Source organism: Kitasatospora sp. NPDC058170, from assembly GCF_042883905.1.
GTDB lineage: Bacteria > Actinomycetota > Actinomycetes > Streptomycetales > Streptomycetaceae > Kitasatospora.
Map to the genome: position 1 here is coordinate 117527 of NZ_JBHVUV010000009.1, position 18064 is coordinate 135590.

General features: G+C 74.8%; 16 protein-coding genes. 9 read left to right on the forward strand and 7 right to left on the reverse strand.

The window, feature by feature from the left end; genetic code table 11:
• Positions 1-27 precede the first annotated feature (27 nt).
• Positions 28-1056 (forward strand): hypothetical protein, encoded by a 1029-nt coding sequence (locus ACFVVX_RS12565; RefSeq protein ID WP_387944431.1) that lies wholly within the window; start codon positions 28-30, stop codon positions 1054-1056.
• Positions 1057-1348: 292 nt separating this feature from the next.
• Positions 1349-2110: a hypothetical protein gene (locus ACFVVX_RS12570; protein WP_387944433.1), complete on the forward strand. Its 762-nt coding sequence runs from the start codon at positions 1349-1351 to the stop codon at positions 2108-2110.
• 119 nt (positions 2111-2229) lie between these two features.
• On the opposite strand, the gene dapC is transcribed toward ACFVVX_RS12570, so the two are convergent.
• A complete protein-coding gene (gene dapC / locus ACFVVX_RS12575) occupies positions 2230-3375 on the reverse strand; it encodes a succinyldiaminopimelate transaminase (protein WP_387944435.1) in 1146 nt (381 codons plus the stop codon).
• 23 nt (positions 3376-3398) lie between these two features.
• Positions 3399-3728, reverse strand: a complete 330-nt coding sequence (fdxA, locus tag ACFVVX_RS12580) for a ferredoxin (RefSeq protein WP_329489462.1) — start codon at positions 3726-3728, stop codon at positions 3399-3401.
• A gap of 227 nt (positions 3729-3955) precedes the next feature.
• On the opposite strand from fdxA, the gene ACFVVX_RS12585 reads away from it, so the two are divergent.
• Positions 3956-4873, forward strand: a complete 918-nt coding sequence (locus ACFVVX_RS12585) for a GNAT family N-acetyltransferase (protein WP_387944437.1) — start codon at positions 3956-3958, stop codon at positions 4871-4873.
• Between the two features lie 56 nt (positions 4874-4929).
• Positions 4930-5796, forward strand: a complete 867-nt coding sequence (locus ACFVVX_RS12590) for a transglutaminase family protein (protein WP_387944439.1) — start codon at positions 4930-4932, stop codon at positions 5794-5796.
• Positions 5797-5855: 59 nt separating this feature from the next.
• On the opposite strand, the gene ACFVVX_RS12595 is transcribed toward ACFVVX_RS12590, so the two are convergent.
• Positions 5856-6491, reverse strand: a complete 636-nt coding sequence (locus tag ACFVVX_RS12595; RefSeq protein WP_387944441.1) for a response regulator — start codon at positions 6489-6491, stop codon at positions 5856-5858.
• Positions 6492-6851: 360 nt separating this feature from the next.
• On the opposite strand from ACFVVX_RS12595, the gene fabV reads away from it, so the two are divergent.
• Positions 6852-8057: an enoyl-[acyl-carrier-protein] reductase FabV gene (gene fabV / locus ACFVVX_RS12600; protein WP_387944443.1), complete on the forward strand. Its 1206-nt coding sequence runs from the start codon at positions 6852-6854 to the stop codon at positions 8055-8057.
• 84 nt (positions 8058-8141) lie between these two features.
• On the opposite strand, the gene ACFVVX_RS12605 is transcribed toward fabV, so the two are convergent.
• From ACFVVX_RS12605 to ACFVVX_RS12620, 4 genes are all read right to left on the reverse strand, one after another.
• Complete coding sequence (locus ACFVVX_RS12605; RefSeq protein WP_387944445.1) at positions 8142-9383, reverse strand: sensor histidine kinase; 1242 nt, start codon at positions 9381-9383, stop codon at positions 8142-8144.
• 8 nt (positions 9384-9391) lie between these two features.
• The gene (locus ACFVVX_RS12610) at positions 9392-10114 is read right to left on the reverse strand and encodes an ABC transporter permease (protein WP_387944447.1); all 723 of its coding nucleotides are present in this window, start codon (positions 10112-10114) and stop codon (positions 9392-9394) included.
• Positions 10111-11067, reverse strand: coding sequence for an ABC transporter ATP-binding protein (locus ACFVVX_RS12615; protein WP_387944449.1), 957 nt, complete (start codon positions 11065-11067; stop codon positions 10111-10113). The genes ACFVVX_RS12610 and ACFVVX_RS12615 overlap by 4 nt, the downstream gene beginning before the upstream one ends.
• A 192-nt stretch (positions 11068-11259) precedes the next feature.
• Positions 11260-13440 carry a prolyl oligopeptidase family serine peptidase gene (locus tag ACFVVX_RS12620; RefSeq protein WP_387944451.1) on the reverse strand — a complete coding sequence of 727 codons (2181 nt, stop codon included), beginning with the start codon at positions 13438-13440 and terminating at the stop codon, positions 11260-11262.
• Positions 13441-13754: 314 nt separating this feature from the next.
• On the opposite strand from ACFVVX_RS12620, the gene ACFVVX_RS12625 reads away from it, so the two are divergent.
• From ACFVVX_RS12625 to ACFVVX_RS12640, 4 genes are all read left to right on the forward strand, one after another.
• Positions 13755-13949 (forward strand): DUF2304 family protein, encoded by a 195-nt coding sequence (locus tag ACFVVX_RS12625; protein WP_030307746.1) that lies wholly within the window; start codon positions 13755-13757, stop codon positions 13947-13949.
• Between the two features lie 30 nt (positions 13950-13979).
• Positions 13980-14969 (forward strand): N-acetyl-1-D-myo-inositol-2-amino-2-deoxy-alpha-D-glucopyranoside deacetylase, encoded by a 990-nt coding sequence (mshB, locus tag ACFVVX_RS12630; RefSeq protein ID WP_387944454.1) that lies wholly within the window; start codon positions 13980-13982, stop codon positions 14967-14969.
• Positions 14966-15427: a DUF6113 family protein gene (locus ACFVVX_RS12635; protein WP_387944456.1), complete on the forward strand. Its 462-nt coding sequence runs from the start codon at positions 14966-14968 to the stop codon at positions 15425-15427. The genes mshB and ACFVVX_RS12635 overlap by 4 nt, the downstream gene beginning before the upstream one ends.
• Before the next feature lie 249 nt (positions 15428-15676).
• Positions 15677-17968 (forward strand): hypothetical protein, encoded by a 2292-nt coding sequence (locus tag ACFVVX_RS12640; protein ID WP_387944458.1) that lies wholly within the window; start codon positions 15677-15679, stop codon positions 17966-17968.
• Positions 17969-18064: the final 96 nt, after the last annotated feature.

The following is an 18064-nucleotide window of genomic DNA, read 5'->3' on the forward strand; positions in this document are numbered from 1 at the left end:
CAAGGAGCACGGTGGAGAGGGGCGGCGGTGGCCAGGAGGAAGAGCGGCGAGCAGGGCGACGGGTCGGCGCCCGCGCGTCGTCGCAGGCCGCTGCGGGCGGTGCTGATCGGCCTGTTGGTGCTGGCGGTGGTCGCGGTCGGCCTGTACTGGCTGCGCGACCAGAAGCTCACCCCCGAGGGCTGCTCGGTGAAGACCCCGGCGGGCGAGGGCACGCTGGAGGTCCCGCAGGCGGCCAACGCGGCGACGATCGCCGCCGTGGCGCACGCGCGCGGCCTGCCCGACCGGGCGGTGACGATCTCGCTGGCGACGGCGATGCAGGAGTCCAAGATCCGCAACCTGTCGGGCGGCGACCGGGACTCGGTCGGCCTGTTCCAGCAGCGGCCCTCGCAGGGCTGGGGCACGGTGCAGCAGATCCAGGACCCGGTCTACGCGACCAACAAGTTCCTGGACGGCCTGGTCAAGGTGCCCGGCTACACCCGGCTGCCGCTGACCGACGCGGCCCAGCAGGTGCAGAAGAGCGGCTACCCGCAGGCGTACGCCAAGCACGAGACCAAGGCGACCCTGCTGGCCTCGGCGCTCACCGGCCGTGAGGCCGCCGCGCTGAACTGCGTGGTGCACGACTTCGCCGAGCCCGAGCCGGCCGAGGACGCCGCCACGCCGGCCGCTCCGGGCACCGCCTCCGCCGCGGCCACCACCGCGCCGGCCGGCCGGCCGGACCGGACCCAGGCGCTGACCGACCGGGTGCGCCGCGAGTTCGGCCGGACGGTCACCCCGGCGGCCGGGTTCAGCTCCGGTATCAAGGGCGCGGAGAACGCCGTCTCGCTCACCCCCGAGCCGAACACCAGCACCGACGCCGGCCCGGACGCCGAGCGGCAGAACGGCTGGGCGGTCGCGCAGTGGGCGGTGGCACAGGCCCAGCAGCTGGGGATCGAGACGGTCGCGTACGACGGTCGGATCTGGCGGAAGGCCAAGTCCGAGGACGGCTGGAAGCCGCAGCCGACCGGCACCTCGACCAAGCTGGTGCAGGTCTCGCTGACGGCCTCCGGGAAGAGCTGACCGGCGGTTGACGCACTGGTGAGCGGATCACCGCCGAACGGGTGATTCGGGTCAACCTCGGTGGACGAACGGGTGCGCGCCGACCACCGGTGCGCAGAACCGTCACTTCCCTTGGCGCGCGGCCCGTTCCCGCCCCCGGCCGGGCGGGCCGCGACGACCGGACTGCGGTCATACCGTCCGATCGTCGGTAAGACCCTTTCCTTGCACCGGCCGAAACCTTCTGGCTTCTGAAGCGGTAGTGACGTTGTCCGCCCGAGCGGACGGGACGGACCCAGACCCTTCGAGGAGCCCCATGTCTCACCCCCTCACGCGCCGGATCGCCCAGGCCGCCCTGCTCGTGGCGGCCGGCGCGACGCCGCTGGTCGCGGCCGGCTCCGCGTCCGCCGCCGACGCGCTGCTGCCCAAGTCCGACCTGGCCGCGCCGCTGGGCCAGCTGACCAACACCGACGCGGGTTCCACCCTGCAGCACACCACCCACGAGCTGGGCCAGGCCGCCGGGGACACCGGCGCCGCCACCGTCGCCGCGGGCGTGCCCGCCACCGCCGACGCCACCGGCAACATCGTCGCCCACCAGCTCCCCGAGGCGAACGAGAAGGCCGGCTCGCTGACCGCCCCGGTCGACAAGACCGCCGCCACCACCGGCCAGCTCTCCGCCATCACCCCGAAGGTCGCGGCCGCCCTGGCGGGCAAGGTCGGTGACGCGGTCACCGGCCACGGCGCCGCGGGCCGCAGCGCCGGCGCCGGCGCCAACCCGGTGGGCGGGCTCTCGCAGACCACCGGGAGCCTGCCGGGCGGCGGTGCGCTGGCCGGCGCCGTCCCCGGTACCAACGCCGTCACCGACGCCCTGCCGCTCGGCTCGGTGACCCGCGCGCTGCCGGCCGGCCTGCCCGCCGGTCTGCCCGGCGCCGACGTCCTGGGCCTGGCCGAGCACGGTTCGGCCAACCGCCTCGGCGGCGCCGACCTCGGCCCGAACTCCCCGCTGGCCGGCCTCAGCCCGATCACCGGCCTGCTCGGCGGCATCGGCGGCGGCGGTCTCGGCGGCCTGCCGCTCTGATCCCCGGGCGGACGGCAGACGGCTGACGAGCCGTACGGCGCCGGGCCCGCGCGGGGGCCCGCCACGCGGAGGGGGCCGGTGTCCAGTCCTGGACACCGGCCCCCTTCCGTCGTGCGGGCTCAGCCGCGCAGCCGCTCCACGGCCGCCGCGACCCGCTCGTCCGTCGCGGTGAACGCGACCCGGACGAAGCGCTCGCCGGCCGGCCCGTAGAAGTCACCGGGCGCCACCAGGATGCCCAGGGCGGCCAGTTCGGCCACCGTCTCCCAGCACGGGCGGTCCTGGGTCACCCACAGGTACAGGCTCGCCTCCGAGTGCTCCACCCGGAAGCCGTACGCCTCCAGCGCGGCCCGCAGCGCCGAACGCCGGGCCGCGTAGCGCTCGCGCTGCTCGGCCACGTGCGCGTCGTCCGCGAGGGCCGCGATCGTCGCCGCCTGGACGGGGGCCGGCACGATCATGCCGCCGTGCTTGCGCACCTCCAGGAGCTCCTTGACCACCACCGGGTCACCCGCCACGAAGGAGGCGCGGTAGCCGGCCAGGTTGGAGCGCTTGGAGAGCGAGTGGACCGCCAGCAGTCCCTCGTGGCCGCCGCCGCAGACGTCCGGGTGCAGCACGGAGACCGGGTCGGCCTCCCAGCCCAGCTCCAGGTAGCACTCGTCGCTGACCAGCAGCGCCCGGTGCTCGCGGGCCCAGGCGACCGTGCGGCGCAGCTCGTCCGCGCCGAGCACCCGGCCGGTCGGGTTGGACGGCGAGTTCACCCAGAGCAGGCGCACCCGCGAGCCGTCCAGCTCGTCCACCGAGTCGTACTCGACCGGCTCGGCGCCGCAGAGCCGCGCGCCCACCTCGTAGGTCGGGTAGGCCAGCCGCGGGTAGGCGACCTGGTCGCCGGGGCCGAGGCCGAGCTGGGTCGGCAGCCAGGCCACCAGCTCCTTGGAGCCGACGGTCGGCAGGACGGCCTGCGGGCCGATCCCGGCGCCGACGCGGCGGTTCAGCCACCCGGCGATCGCCTCGCGCAGCTCCACCGGGCCCCAGACCGTCGGGTAGCCGGGCGTGTCCGTGGTGGCGGCCAGCGCCTTCTGGACCACCTCGGGGACCGGGTCGACCGGCGTGCCCACCGAGAAGTCGCAGAGCCCGCCGGGGTGGGCGAGCGCGGTCCGCTTGTACGGCTCCAGCTTGTCCCAGGGGAAGACCGGCAGGAGATCGGAAACGCGGCGCGCCGCCCCCGGGTGGCCCGGGAACGGCGCGAGCGTGCTGTCGTTGGTGCTCACAGCTTCAGTTGCCACCGATCGATTCAGTGCTCGTCGGTGTTCTGCGGCGGCAGAGCGGCGATGAACGGGTGGTCCCGCTCGATCAGCCCGAGCTTCGAGGCACCACCGGGCGAACCGAGGTCGTCGAAGAACTCGACGTTCGCCTTGTAGTAGTCCTTCCACTCCTCCGGAGTGTCGTCCTCGTAGAAGATCGCCTCGACCGGGCAGACCGGCTCGCAAGCGCCACAGTCGACACACTCATCCGGGTGGATGTAGAGCGATCGCTCGCCCTCGTAGATGCAGTCAACCGGGCACTCTTCGATGCAGGCCTTGTCCTTGACGTCGACACAAGGCTGCGCGATGACGTAGGTCACGCTGTCGTTCCTCCTCGGAAGGGCTCGGCGGCCCATTCTGTTTTGCTCGCGTGCGCGGGTGAGCGCGGCGTCGTCGATGCCCGCCCCTAGTATCGCGGGTCAGGGAGCGCAAATGCACAGGAGGTGCCCAGATGGCGGCTGGCGGGCCGGTTCAGGACCGTCCGGAGGTCCGGATAGATCGCTCTGACGTGGGACGACGCGTCTCCGTTCGACGCCTGGCTGAGTTCGTGGACGACAGGCCGGTGTTCCGCGATGCGATCGGCGTGCTCACATCGTGGGACGATCTTGGGCTGACGGTCGTCCCGCGGAGCGGCGATCCGGTCGCGTTCGAGGAGAACCTGCTGGTCGCGGGCAAGGTGGTGCCGCTCTTCCCGGCCCGGCGGGCGGCGCTGCCCGAGGCCGCGCCGGTGGAGCTCCAGCGGATCGCGGCGCGCGGCTGGCCGGCCGTCGAGCAGGAGCCGCTCGGCGCGTGGACCCTGCGCGCCTCGGCCGGGTTCACCCGGCGGGCCAACTCCGCCCAGGCCCTCGGCGACCCGGGGCTGCCGCTGGGCGAGGCGCTCGCGGCGGTCCGGGAGTGGTACGCGGCGCGCGCGCTGCCCGCCTGGGTGGAGGTGTGCGCGCCAGGCTCGCCGCAGGAGCTGCGGGCCGAGCTGGACCGGCTGGGGGCGGCGTACTCGCCCACCCTGGTGCGGGTCGCCCCGCTGGCCCCGCTGGCCCGGCTCGGGGCGGGGCACGACCGGGTGCGGCTGTCCCGTACCGCCGGTCCGGAGTGGATGTCGCTGTACCGGCGGGTGACGGACGACCCGGCGGTGGAGGAGGCCGCCCGGCGGGTGCTCCACGGCGGGCCCTCCGTCTGGTTCGCCACCGTGCCGGGCGCCGCGGGGCAACCGCCGCTGGCGATCGGACGCTGTGTCATCGACGGCCCGTGGGCCTGCTTCGGCGCGATCGAGGTCGCTCCGTACGCCCGCCGCGCGGGCCTGGCCACCGCGCTGATGGCGGTGCTCGCCGCCCGGTCCGCCGAGGAGGGCGCCACCGGCGCCTACCTGCAGGTCGAGGCCGAGAACGATGGTGCGATCGCGCTCTATGACGGACTTGGCTTCACGACCAGTCACACTTACCACTACGCCCGCCTTCCGCAGGAGTAGCGCACCCGCGCGAGCAGTCCCGACCCGCCGTTCCCACGAAAGCCGTCGCAGCCACCGTGACCGAGCAGAGCAGAGCACGCTTCCGGACCGAGGCCCGGGCCGAGCACCCCGATCCGGTGCTGCTCTGCCTGCTGGCGGCCGCGGAGCACAGCCCCGTCCTGGACGACGCCGAGGAACCGCCGACCCTGGAGGCGCTGCTCGCCGCCTGCCACGCCGCGCTGGACCGGCACGCCGCCGCCGTCCGGCTGGCGGTCGCCGAGCGGGCCCCGGCCGGGCCCGAGGAGACGGCCGCGCTGCTGGCCGCCGTCCTCGGCGGGCGCGAGCGCTTCCACGGGCGGCAGTCCGACTTCCGGCGGCTGGAGTCCTCGCTGCTGCCGGACGTGCTGCGGCGGCGGCGCGGGCTGCCGATCATGCTGTCGCTGGTGTGGACGGCGGTCGCCGCCCGCGCCGGCCTCACCGTCCACGGCCTGGCCCTGCCGGGCCACTTCATCGTCGCCGTCGGCGGCCCGGAGGGCGGCGACGACTACGTGCTGGCGGACCCGTTCCACGGCGGGCGGCTGCTCGACCCGGAGGCCGCGAACGAGCTGGTCCGCGCCACCGGCCACGAGTTCACACCCGAACTGCTCACGCCCGCCCAGCCGCTGGACATCGTGCTGCGGGTCCTCGGCAACATCCGCGGCTGGGCCGCCGACCGCCCGGAGCACGCGCGCACCCAGCTCTGGGCCACCGAGCTCGCGCTGCTGCTGCCCCGCCACCCGGCCCAGTTGCGGCTGGAGCGCGCCGAGTTGCTGGTCCGCACCGGCGACTTCCTCGGCGGCTCGGCCGAGATGGACGCCTACGCGGAGATCCTGGACGCCTTCGACCCGGACGCGGCGGCCCGGGTACGGCTGGACGCCCGGGCGGCGCGGCACCGGCTGAACTGAGCCCGGCAGCCGGGGGCCGGGGGCCGGGGCCGGGGGGTGCGCGCCAGGGAGCGGGCGGGCTACAACCAGCCCTTCTCGCGGGCGATCCGGACCGCCTCGGTGCGGTTGCGGGCCTCGGTCTTCTGGATCGCCATCGAGAGGTAGTTGCGCACCGTCCCCTCGGAGAGGTGCAGCCGCCCGGCGATGTCGGCGTTCACGGCCCCGTCCGCCGCGGCCGCCAGCACGTCCCGCTCGCGGGCCGTCAGCGGGTTCGCCCCCTCGGCGAGCGCGGCGGCGGCCAGCGCCGGGTCGATCACCCGCTCCCCGCGCAGCACCCGGCGGATCGCCTCGGCCAGTTCGGAGGCCGGCGCGTCCTTCACCAGGAAGGCGTCCGCACCCGACTCCATCGCCCGCCGCAGGTAGCCGGGCCGCCCGAAGGTCGTCGCGATCACGATCCTGGTCTGCGGCCGCTGCCGGCGCAGCTCGGCCGCCGCCTCGATCCCCGTCATCCCCGGCATCTCGATGTCCAGCACCGCGACCTGCACGTCCTGCGCGATCGCCGCCGCCACCACCTCGTCGCCCCGGCCCACCTGCGCGACGACGTCGATGTCCCCCTCCAGCCCGAGCAGCGCCGCCAGCGCCTCCCGGACCATCCCCTGGTCCTCCGCGATCAGCACGCGGACGGACGGGGACCCACCGTTCTGAATCTCAGTCATGCCGCTGACCCTAGGTCCTGTCCGGTCTCCGGCCTCCCGCCCCTCGGGCCTCCGGCGGGCGGGCGGACTCCGCCCCGCGGTGCGGCGTGGCCGGTTGGAACACCGACAAGAATCCGCGGCCACTTCTGGCGAAGATCACCATCACCGGCCGGGCGGCGTCCACCGAGGATGTGGGCAGGGCCCGTCCGGAGCGGGATCCGAGGTCTGGACGGCCTCGCCGGTCACCGCCCTGGAGGGCACGTCCCACATCGTCGATCCCCGACGAGGCCACCGGCCGGCTGGAAGCCGTCGACGAGGTCCGCCGCCGCGCGGAGCCCTCGCCGCCGCGGCGCCCCCGTCCCGCACCCCAAGGACCCACGAGTGAGCCTTCGCGAGATCAAGCCCGGCAACCGCGGCTACCTCTACGTCAACAGCCACCCGACCGGCTGCGGGGCGGTGGTCGACCGCATGTGGCAGCAGACACCGGAGCAGGTCGGCGACCGGCCCGGCCCGGTCGCCCTCGTCATCGGCTCCAGCGCCGGCTACGGGCTGGCCGCGACCCTGGTCGGCCTCCGCGCCCACCGGATGCGCGGACTCGGCATCGCCTTCGAGTCCGCCGCGACCGAGCGCCGCACCGCCGGCGCGGGCTGGTACCGCACCGCGCGGACCGCCGAACTCGCCGCCGAGGCCGGCTCCGACTTCACCTTCCTCAACGGCGACGCCTTCTCCGACGGCGTCAAGGACGAGGCCGCCGACCGGCTCGCCGACCGCTTCGGCAAGGTCGACCTGCTCATCTACAGCATCGCGGCCCCGCGTCGCACGGACCCGCTGACCGGCGAGGTCCACCACTCCGCCATCAAGCCGCTCGGCGCCGACTACCGGGCCAAGACCCTCGTGTTCGAGGACGGCGCCCCGCGGATCGGAGAGCTGCACCTGCCGGCCGCGGACGAGGCCGAGCGCGACGCGACCGTGCAGGTCATGGGCGGCGCCGACTGGCAGCTGTGGATCGACGCCCTGCAGTCCAGGGGCCTGCTCGCCGACGGCTTCCGGACCGTCGCCCTCTCGTACGTCGGCTCCGACATCACCGCCCCCGTCTACCGGGCCGGGACCATGGGCGCCGCCAAGCAGCACCTGGAGGACACCGCCCGCGCGATCAACACCCGGCTCCAGGGCACCGGCCACGCCTACACCGTCGTCGCGGGCGCGGCCGTCACCCAGGCCTCCACCGCCATCCCGAGCATCGCGCTCTACACCAGCATCCTGCACCGCGTCACCGGTGACAGCTGGCAGAGCACCTCCGACCAGGCGGTGGCCCTGTGGGACCGGCTCACCGGCGCCGCCGAACCCGACCTGGACGACCAGGGCCGCATCCGGCTGGACGACTGGGAGATGGATCCCGGGGTGCAGGCCGCCGTCCGCGGCGCGTGGGACCGGGTCGACGCCGACACCCTGGCCGACAGCGCGGACACCGGATGGTTCCGCGAGCAGGTCGGGCGGCTCTACGGCTGGGACGTTCCCGGCGTCGACTACGGGACCGCAGCCGAGACCGCCGTCCCGTGGCCCGCCTCGCCGACACCCGACGCCTGATGCCTGATGCCTGCCGCCTGACGTCCTCGGGTCTGCCGCCCGACGCCTGACCCGGGGACATCGGCGGACGGTCCGCGCCCCGGGTCAGACCACCGGGTCGGAGACCGTCCGCAGCGGCACCAGCGCCCGCAGCCGGAAGCCCCGCCCGCGCGCACCCGGCCCGGTCTCCAGCCGCCCGCCGACCATGGCCAGCCGCTCCTCCAGGCCCGAGAGACCGTTCCCCGGACCGGACTTGCCCGGCCCGGCGCCGTTGTCGGCGATCTCCAGGACGGCGTACCGCTCGCCGTCGCCCTCCCACGTCTCGTCCGCCGTGACGGTGCAGACCGTGGCGCCCTCGCCGTGCCGGACGATGTTGGTGACGGCCTCGCGCAGCGCCCAGGCCAGCGCGCCCGACTCCTCGTTGGCCAGCCCCGGCCAGGCGTCCACCAGCGTCGGCGAGGCCTCCAGGGCGACCTGCGCGGCCGCCAGCGCCGTCCGGGCGGCCGCGAGCTCGACCGGCAGGGTCGGGCGGCGGAATCCGGTCACCGCCTCCCGGACGTCGATCAGCGACTGCCGGGCCACGTTCTCGATGTCGGCCACCTGCGCCCGCGCCGCCTCGTCCTTGCTGGCGTCCATGAACCGCCCGGCCAGCTCGCTCTTCAGCGTGATCAGCGACAGCGAGTGCCCGAGCAGGTCGTGCAGGTCCCGGGCCATCCGCAACCGCTCCTCGGACGCGGCGAGGTGGGCGACGGCGGCCCGGGCCTCGCGCAGCTCCTGCATGGTGGCGACCAGCCGCTGCAGACCGGTCATCGCCGCGCCGGACAGGAAGGCGGTCAGCGCGATGGTGGGAATGTCGGCCCGGTCGGCGTGGCTGAGCAGCCCGACCACGACGGCGAACCCGGCCATCCCGACCACACCGGCGAGCGCGTACCGGACCGGCGTGACGATCGCGACGGACACCGAGGCGTAGGTGAAGAGGGTCAGCCAGGCGGAGCCCAGACCGAAGGAGGTGGCCACCGCGAGGGCGACCATCGTCGCCACGACCGCGCGGCTGGCCCAGGGCCGCCGCCCCGACATCGAGCGGAAGACCACCAGGCAGACGTAGCTGACCACGAAGGCGACCAGGGAGATCCAGCCCGCCACCGTGGCGGCCGGGCCGTGCCCGCCGCCGAGCAGGTCCTTCACCGGGTAGATCAGGTAGAACATCCACAGCAGCATCCAGCTGACCTTGACCAGCAGCTGCCGCCGGTTCTCCACCGGGGCACCGGGGACGTTCATGAACGAGGTCCGCCCCGGGCCCGCCTCCGGCTGCTCGTCGGATCGGTGGGCCTGGAGCGTCTCGGACATGGGAGCCATCATGCCTGGCGGGTGTCGCGGCGGTACAGCACGGCGGCCACGGCGGAGAAGACCACCAGGAAGGCCGCCAGGCCCGCCACCGCCACGGTGTCCACCGAGTGCCCGGGCCGGGTGAAGGCGGCCAGCTCGTTGTACAGGTACACCGGGTCGAACCGCGCGAACCTCTCCATCGTGCCGGTCACCGGGAACCACGTCCCGCCGAACAGCGCCATCGCCATGTAGGCGATCATCACGACGGGCTGCACCGCGTCCGGCGCCGCCGCGTACCCGAGCGCCACCCCGAGCGCCGCGAACACGAAGCTGCCCAGCCAGAGCGCGACCGCCAGGCCGGCCCACTGCGCGGCGCCCAGCCGGACGCCCTGGCTCGCGCCGACCGCGAAGACCACCAGGATCGAGGGCAGGGTGGTCACCGAGCTGGCGGCGATCTTGGCGACGGTGTACGCCCGGCCCGGCAGGGCGGTCAGCCGCAACTGGCGCACCCAGCCGGTCTTGCGCTCCAGCGAGATGCGCTGCGCGCTGCCGGTGAGCACCGCGCCGACCGCGCCGAAGGTGGCCATCGAGACCATGAAGTAGGTCTTCACCGGCAGGCCGCCGGCCACCGAGCCGGAGCCGTAGGCGTTGATGAAGAAGACGTACATCAGCGCCGGGTAGAGGACCGAGAAGAGCAGGTACCTGCGGTTGCGCAGGGTCCGCATGATCTCCAGCCGGATCAGGGTGGTCATCGTGCGGCCTCCGTCGCGAACCCGTCGGTGTCGGCGGCGTCCTGCTCGCCGGTGATGGTCAGGAAGGCCTGCTCCAGGCCCAGGCCGGTGACCTCCAGCCCGCGCGGGTACAGGCCCGCCCGGTAGAGCCCGGCGACGCCCGCGTCGGCGTCCGCGGTCCGGATCCGGACCGTCCGCACCCCCGGCACCCGGGCGGTGACGTCCAGCGACAGCACGCCGGGCAGCGCGCGCAGCCTCGACTCGTCGAACCCGCCGTCCGCGTCGTGCAGTTCGAAGGTGATCCGGCGGGCCCCGGCCTTCGCCTTGATCTCCGCGGACGTGCCGTCGGCGATCAGCCGGCCCCGGTGCAGGACCAGGACGCGGTCGGCGATCGAGTCCGCCTCCTCCAGGTAGTGGGTGGCGAACAGCACCGTGCGCCCGGAGTCGGCCTGCGCCCGCATGCTCGCCCAGAACGCCTGGCGGGCGGAGACGTCCATCCCGGTGGTGGGCTCGTCCAGGACGATCAGGTCGTTGGCGCCGGCGATGGCCAGCGCGAAGCGGACCCGCTGCTCCTGGCCGCCGGAGAGCCGGTCGACCCGGCGCCCGGCCAGCTCGGTGATCCCGGCGTCGGCCAGCACCTCGCCCACGGCCCGGCCGCGGGGGTGCACGTCGCAGGCCAGGGCGACCAGCTCGCGGACCAGGACGTCGGCCATCAGGCCGCCGCTCTGCAGCATCGCGCCGACCCGGCCGGCCACGACGGCCTCGCGCGGGGTGCCGCCGAACAGCTCGACGCTGCCGGTGTCGGGCTCGCGCAGCCCGAGCAGCAGGTCCAGGCTGCTGGACTTGCCGGCCCCGTTGGGCCCGAGCAGGGCGACGGTCTCGCCCGGCCGCAGGACCAGGTCCAGGCCGTCCACGGCCCGCACCCGCCCGTAGCTCTTGCCGACGCCCCGGAAGGCCGCCACCTCTGTCGTCATCGTCCCGGTCCTCTCCCTGGTGCCGTCGTTCGCACCACCTCAGAGTCCCGCGCGGGCCGCCCGCGGCGGCAGTGCCCGCCGTCGTGCCTTCGGCATGACGGATGTCACGGCTGCGGCCGGTACCCGGATCACCGGGCACCGGCCGCGAGGAGGCTGGTCAGGGGTACTGGTCGGAGTACCGCGGACCGCCGCTCAGATCCCCAGCGAGCGCTTCACGAAGTCGACCTGGAGCAGCAGCAGGTTCTCCGCGACCTCCTCCTGCGGGGTCATGTGCGTGACGCCCGAGAGCGGCAGCACGGTGTGCGGGCGGCCGGCCGCGAGCAGGGCGGAGGAGAGCCGCAGGGTGTGCGCGGCCACCACGTTGTCGTCCGCCAGACCGTGGATGATCATCAGCGGGCGCTCCAGGCCGGGCGCGTAGCCGGAGAGCGAGTTGGCCGTGTAGACCTCCGGGCGCTCGGCGGGGTGGCCGAGGTAGCGCTCGGTGTAGTGGGTGTCGTACAGCTCCCAGTCGGTCACCGGGGCGCCGGCCACGGCCGCGTGGAAGACGTCCGGGCGGCGCAGCACGGCGAGCGCGGAGAGGTAGCCGCCGTAGGACCAGCCGCGGATGGCCACCCGGCCGAGGTCCAGCGGGAACTCCTCGGCGAGCGCCCGGAGCGCGTCCACCTGGTCGTCCAGGGTGGCGCCGGCGAAGTCGAAGGCGATCGACTTCTCCCAGGCCGGTCCGCGCCCGGGGGTGCCGCGGCCGTCGGCGACGATCACCGCGAAGCCCTGGTCGGCGAACCACTGCGAGTTGAGGTGCGGGTTGTGCGCCTGGACGACCCGCTGGCCGTGCGGGCCACCGTACGGGTCCATCAGGACCGGCAGCAGGCCGTCCCGCTCGCGGTCGTAGCCGGTGGGCAGGAAGACGGCGGAGGGGATGCGCCGCTCCCCCGCGAAGCGGAAGACCGGGCGGGCGGTGATCACCGGGAGCTCGGCGTAGGACTCGATGGTGGCGATGTCGTCCACCACCACGCCCTCCGGGAGGTCCCGGGAGACCTTGACCAGGGTGCCCGGCAGGTCCGGCTCGGCGGTCGCCCGGACGGTGATCCCGGCCGCGTGCACGGCGGTGCCGACCGAGGTGAACGGCCGGTCGTTGGCGGCCTCCCAGGAGAGCCGCTTGCCGTCGTGGCCGATCCGGCCGACGGCCACCCAGCCGGGCTCGGGGTCGCTCTCCGCGGCGCCGCCGGAGGCGGTGAAGAACACCTCGTCGTCGGTGACCGCGAGGACCGAGCGCAGGTGCAGGTCGGCCCCGGTGACGGCGTGGTCGCCGATCACCAGCGCCCGCACCCCGCCCTCGTCGGAGATCCGCACCAGTCGGCCGTCCGGCGTCCAGGCCGGGACGCCGTGGAACACCTCCAGCCAGATGTCGTCGTGCTCCTCGAACAGCACCTCGGTGGCGCCGGTCGCCACGTCGAGGCCGAGGATCCGCTGGCTGCGCTGGTCGCGGGCCTGGACGAGCAGCAGCGGCACGCCGCCCTTCGACCAGTGCACCCGGGCCAGGTACGGGAAGGCCTCGCGGTCCCAGTCGACCTCGGTCCGGGTGCCGTCCAGGCCGAACACCCAGAGCCCGACCTCGGCGTTGGCGGTGCCGGCGGCGGGGTAGGCGATCTCGGCGGGCTCGCTGCCCGGGTTCGCCGGGTCGGCGATCCACCAGCGGCGCACCGGGGTGTCGTCGGCCCGCTCGACCAGCAGCCGGTCGCTCTCCGGGGACCACCAGTAGCCGCGGTCGCGGCTCATCTCCTCCTGCGCGATGAACTCGGCCTGACCCCACGTCACCCCGGGGCCGTCGGGCTCGGCGAAGGCCCAGTCGGCGGAGCCGTCGGTGCGGGTGAGGCGCAGCTCGCCGGCGGTGTTGGCGTACGCGACGTAGGCACCGTCCGGGGAGGGGCGCGGGTCGAGCAGCGGGCCCTCGGCGGGCAGCTCGACGGCCGTGCCGGCGACCAGGTCGGCGGTGAACAGCCGGCCGGAGAGGGCGAAGGCGGCCAGTCGGCCGGCGCTGTCCAGGGCGTAGCCGACGATGCCGGCGGAGCCCTCGCGGCTGCGCTCGCGGCGGGCCTTCTCGGCCGGGGAGAGGTCCTCCTCGCCGCCGCCGAGCAGGGCGACCGGGTCGGCGGCGATCCGCTCCTCGCCGGTGGCGGTGTCGAGGGTCCAGAGCCGGTTGGCCCGGTCGCTGCCGACGGGGGCCTCCCCGGCCGGGGTCCGGGGGAGGGAGCGCAGGAAGACGACCCGGGAGCCGTCGGATGCGACGGAGAAGGACCGGGGCGCGCCGACGGTGTAGCGCAGGGTGCGCGCGTACTGCCTCGGGAAGGTGTCCGCAGGGGTGTGGGAGGTCATGGCACCAGACCCTACGACCTGGGGCTACCGCCGCCCGGCGGATTTTGATCACTCGTTCGGAGCATCGCCCGGAAGTGTGCACCGAAGGGGTCCACACCCCCTCCGACCGGCCCATGCGCCCCACTGGTGCCACCGTGCCCCGGCGCGTGCAGCCTCACTGAACGTAATGCGCCCCTCACCCATCGGGTATGACTGGTTCAACGAGTGATCGTCAGGCCCCGTCCCGGGCCGCCGACCACCCGGCCGTCTGTCCCGCACGGTCCCGACCGCCGCCCTCCCCCGGGCGGCGCACCCGAGAAGGGGTGTGAGCCGACATGGCTTTGTCCATCTCCGCAGCCATGCTGATGCTGGTCATCGTGGTGGTGCTGATCCGCCGCTCCGGTCTGAAGCTCGCGCACGCGATCGTCTGTGCGCTGCTGGGCTTCTACCTGGCGTCCAGCTCCATCGCCCCCTCGATCAGCCAGGTCACCAGCAACCTCGCCGGGATGATCAACGGCCTGAAGCTCTGACCCCCGATCCGCGGTCGTTAGGCTGCTCCCATGACCGCGACTACCGGCCGCCGCCTGCTCCTGGTGCACGCGCACCCCGACGACGAGTCGATCGGCAACGGCGCCACGATGGCCCGGTACGCCGCCGAGGGCGCCCGGGTCACCCTGGTGACCTGCACCCTCGGCGAGGGCGGAGAGGTGATCCCCCCCGGGCTGGCGCACCTGACGGCGGATCGGGAGGACACCCTCGGCGCGTACCGGATCGGCGAGCTGACCGCGGCCATGCGCGCGGTCGGCGTCGCCGACTTCCGCTTCCTCGGCGGCCCGGGCCGCTACCGCGACTCCGGGATGATGGGCGTGCCCGACAACGACGTGCCGGGCTGCTTCTGGCGGGCCGACGTCGACGAGGCGGCCGGCCACCTGGTCGCCGTGGTCCGCGAGGTGCGGCCGCAGGTCCTGGTCGGCTACGACCCGGACGGCGGCTACGGGCACCCCGACCACATCCAGGCGCACCGGGTCGCGATGCGCGCGTACGAGCTGGCCGCCGACCCGACCTGGCGGCCCGATCTGGGCCCGGCCTGGCGGATCGCCAAGGTGTACTGGAACCGGATGCCCCGCTCGGTGATCGAGCGGGGCCTGCGCGAGACCGCCGCCAAGGCTCCGTTCCCCGGCGTCGCGGTGCCCGCCGACGTCCCCGGCGTGGTGGACGACAGCGAGATCACCACCGTGCTGGACGGCGCGGCGTACGCCGACCGCAAGGCCGCGGCGATGGCCGCGCACGCCACCCAGATCACCGTGGACGGCGCATTCTTCGCGCTCTCCAACGACCTCGGCCAGCCGCTGGTCGCCACCGAGTACTACCAGCTGGTCCGCGGCCAGGCCGGGCCCCGGCTCCCGGAGGACGACCTCTTCGCGGGCCTGGACCTCACGGACGTCACGGACCGCGCGGACCTCACGGACCGGGCGGACCGGACGGACGGCAGGGGCCGCGCGGACGACCCGGCCGGTACGGACCACACCACCGAGGAGAGCGCCCGATGACCGAGCCCGCCGACCCCCGGCCGCCGCGCCGCTCGATCCCGGCCGCCGTCCTCGGCACCCGCGCCGAGCGACTGGCCGAGTCCCAGCCCCCGCTGGCCGGGCGGATCGTGGCTTATGTCCTGTTCTTCCTGCTGGGTGCGGTGGTGTCGGTCTGCGGAGCCTTTGTGCAGGCCTTGTGGCCGCCCGTGGGAGTCCTGTTGGCACTCGCCGCCACCGGCGCCACCTTCTACGCGGGGCTGCGGGTGACCGGAACCCGGCTCGGCGCGGGGCTGCCCGCGGCCGGCTGGTTCCTGGCGCTGCTGCTGGTGATGGTCCCGCGGCCGGAGGGCGACAACGTCCTGTGGACCAACGCGACCTCGTACGCCTGGCTGTTCGCGGGCTCGATCCTGGGCGTGATCTGCGCCACCCTGCCCACCCGGACCAGCTGGTTCCCCGGGGTACCCGGCCCGCCGCGCTGACCAGCGGGCCCACGGGCGTACGGTACCGCCCGGCCCACCCGGTACGACGAGCAGTCAGGACCACACGACCGTACTCTCATAACGGAGGAACCGGACGTATCAGGTTCTATTCGAACCAGTTCACCGCTCAGTTCTTCCCAGTATGGTGGTGCCGCAGAACGCCCTACCCGACCGCCGCCCGCCAGGCCCGGCGCCCACGAACCGCGGTCGCGCCCCACGGCCACGCCGCGAACCCGGAGCAGAGCAGCATTGAGCAGCCGCGAATCTGACAACGCCCACCCGACGCCTCGGCGGACGGGCCCGGACGCCTACCCGTCGGGCACCCCGCCCTACGGCACACCGGGCTTCCCCGGCGGCGACCGGGCGGGTGCCGGCTCCGCCCAGGGCTCGACGGCGGGCGGCGAGGACGAGAACCCGAAGACCGAGACCACGCTGACCACCCGGGTCCGGATCAACATCCCCGGCTCGCGCCCGATCCCGCCGGTGGTGGTCCGCAGCACCGTCAAGAACGAGGACGGCGCGGCCGAGGAGGCCCCGCCGGCCGCACCCGAGCCGGCCGGCCCCCGGCACCGCTCGGCCGCCCCCGCCTCCCCCGTGCTCGGGGTGATGGACGGCGGCGCCCGCGCCGCCACGCCGCCGAACCTGCCGCCGGAGTGGCAGATCCCGCCGGCCACCTCGGAGGCCGAGTCCACCGGCGCCTGGTTCCGGCCGCGGCAGAAGAAGGGCCCGTCCGACGGGCCCGCCACCGCCCCCGTCCCGGCCGGTGCCCCCGGCGCGCCCACCGGGTCGGCGGCCCCCGCCGCGCCCGCCGGCGGCGCCGAGGCCCGCCCGAAGGGCGCCCGGCCGAACGGCGCCAGGCCCGCCCCGGCGGCCGGCCCCGGCGCGGCCCGCCCGAACGACCGCGCGGTGCCCGCTCCGCGTCCGACCGGCGCGCCCGCCTCGCCGTTCGGCACCGGCCCGGACACCCCGGCGGACGAGGCCGGCGTGTACGAGGACGGCCTGCCGACGGACCCGTTCGCCGCCGCGCCCCCGGCCGCCGACCCCTTCGGCCCGGGCGCCGGTCGACCGGCGGCCCAGCAGACCGGCGGCCGCCGGCCGGAGCGTCCGCAGCCGCAGGGCCCCGGCCGTCCGACGGGCGCGGTGCCCGGCGCGGCCGACCCCGAGGACACCTCGGTGGACGGCTTCCAGCCGATCCGCGAGAACACGCCCCCGCCGGCCGCCATACCCGGCCTGCCGCAGCACGGCATGCCCCAGCACGGCCGCCCGCAGAACGGTCTGCCGCAGAACGGCACCGCGCCGGACGGCCGGTCGCAGCCGGGCCTGTTCGCCTCCGCCCCGGCCGCCGGCGACCCGTTCGCCGCCCAGCGCCCGGCCGGCGGCAACGACCCGTTCGCCCCGGCGGCTCCCGGCCTGTTCCCCGGCGCCCCCGGTCGTCCGGGCGAGCCCTTCGCCCCAGCGGCCGACCCCTTCGACACCGCGCCCGCCCCGGACGCCGGAGCCCCGGCCGCATCGGCCCCGGCACCCTCGCCCGCGCCCGCACCCGCGCCGAAGAAGCCGGCCGCCACCAAGCCCGCGCCCAAGCGCGGCGGCGCCGGCAAGAAGATCGTCAAGCTCGGCGTCTACGGCATCGGCGGTGTGCTGTTCCTCGGCGCCGCCGCGTACGGCACCGGGCTGATGCTGAACCAGTCCGACATCCCCAAGGGCACCGTGGTGCTCGGCACCGACATCGGCGGCAGCAACCGCGACCAGGCCATCCACCAGCTCGACGAGACGGTCGGCAAGGCCGGCCAGCAGCCGGTCAAGCTGAAGGTCGGCGACCAGGCGCTGGACCTCGACCCGGTCGCCGCCGGGCTGAGCTTTGACACCACCGCCACCGTGGACAACCTCACCCGGCACAGCTACAGCCCGGTCGACGTGATCACCTCGCTCAAGGGCGGCGAGAAGGCCGTCCCGCCGCAGGTCAAGGTGGACCGCGCCAAGCTGAAGGCGGCGCTGGACGCCCTGGCCGGCGGGTCCGGACAGGGCCTGCAGGAGGGCTACGTCAAGTTCAACGAGGCCGGCGAGCCCGTCGTCGTGCCCGGCCGGGCCGGCCAGGCGGTGGACTCCGCCTCCGCCGTCGACCAGGTCGAGCAGGCCTACCGCGACCGCGCCGCGGGCAAGGCCGTGCAGCCCGTCGCGCTCACCGTGACGGCCGCCCAGCCCAAGGTCTCCCCGCAGGCCCTGCAGGCCGCCGCGGACAGCCTGGGCAAGGCCGCGGTCAACGGCAACGTGCGCATCATGGCCGGCGTCAAGCGGTGGGACTTCGGCAAGCTCACCGCTCCCAAGGTGCTCACCCTCGTCCCCGACGCCTCCGGCAAGATCGCGCCGAAGTGGGACCTGGACGCGCTCAACGGCCAGCTCGCCGGCGTCTTCGACAAGGTGAAGGTCAAGAAGAACGGCCAGACCGCCGCGATCACCCCGCAGGACGTCGCCGACGCCATCACCTCGGTGATGGACAAGTCCGGCGAGAAGGACCGCACCTTCAAGTTCACGGTCGTCTGAGCCGACCCGACGCAGGCGCAGTTGTCGAGGGGCGGGCCCGCGGGGAGCGCCCCCCCCCCCCAAAAACCCACCCCCCACAACAAAAAAAGGAAACCA